General features: G+C 42.4%; 1 protein-coding gene. It reads left to right on the plus strand.

Annotated features, from left to right (window positions below):
• Window positions 1–163: 163 nt before the first annotated feature.
• Window positions 164–1338 (plus strand): ArdC family protein (locus HMPREF9304_RS12615; protein WP_445236350.1); only part of this gene is annotated, 1175 nt, incomplete at its 3' end.

A 1338-nucleotide genomic window follows, 5' to 3' on the forward strand; every position in this document is an offset into this window, starting at 1 on the left:
TATAAGACTTTTATTTTTTTGAGGATGCTTATTTGCTGTTAAGTCATTTATTTTGTAACTATCAAAATTTACGAAAATGACCGAAAGAGATNTCAAAAAACCCAATTATTCTGGAAAGAGAAAAAATAAGTCCGATGAAATTCTGAAGAAATTTGCGGACATGATGGTTAAAATTATCGAGACAGCCAAAGCCAACAATTGGAAGAAAGGCTGGATGGGTGTCAATGGTTCTGTGCAAGGTTTGCCGCAAAACATCAGCGGACGGACGTATTCTGGTGGAAATTCATTCTTTCTCATGTTCAACACCGCAGAGCAAGGGTANAAGACACCTGTCTATATGACATTCCTTCAAGCCAAGGATCAGAATCTCCAAGTCAAACCTGGTGAAAAGTCCGTTCCGGTCTTCAAGTGGGGACTATCCATCAAAGACGAGGANGGGAATAAAATCTCTGAAGAAGTCTATAATACGATGTCAAAGGAAGAACGTTCCAAGCTGGTCGTGCGTCCNTTTCCAAGAGTTTTCAGCGTTTTCAATATNGACCAGACCAACCTTGAAGAAGTCAACAAGAANAAGTACGATGCCATTGTGGCACGCTTCAAAGTTCCNGNACAAGAAGTGAAGGACACAGATGGAATGTATGTAAACGAAGCTCTTGACCGTATGTTTGAGANGAAGGCGTGGTATGCCAAAATACAATATGACAAACCCTCCGAGCAAGCCTTTTATCGCCCGTCAACGGACACCATCGTTCTTCCGATGAAATCACAGTTCAAACTTGGGCAGACACCCGAGGAAGTCTATCGTGACGGCATGGAATATTATTCCACCGCCCTGCACGAAATGGCTCATTCAACGGGACACGAGGATCGTCTTGNCAGAAGTTTCGGTCAGCATGGNACGGACAANTACGCTCATGAGGAATTGATCGCAGAAATGACCTCTGCCCTTGTTGGCAGTACGATGGGCTTTGATAGAAAGATTCTGGAGAACAACGCCAACTATCTAAGTGGGTGGTTAAATAGGCTAAAGGGCAAACCTGAAACCATTTCTACCATTATGACAGACGTAGGCAAGGCTTCTGATATGATTATTGACAAGATTGACGAACAGCGTATAGCATTGAATCAAAAGCCTCTGAAAGCTGGCAATTTGGAAGGAATTGATGGAGAGCTTGCCCAAACGAAAGAAAATGTTTCCTCCAAAGAAAAACCTCAAAAAAATGAAGATATGAAAGCTCAGGTATCTACCGCCCCATTTACTCGTGAGATTCCAACGTGGGAGTCTTACGAAAAAGAAAAAGGTAAAGATGGAGATTTNACCTATCANGAAACNGCAGA

It is taken from the genome of Hoylesella timonensis S9-PR14 (genome assembly GCF_000762405.1).
Taxonomy (GTDB): domain Bacteria; phylum Bacteroidota; class Bacteroidia; order Bacteroidales; family Bacteroidaceae; genus Prevotella; species Prevotella timonensis_A.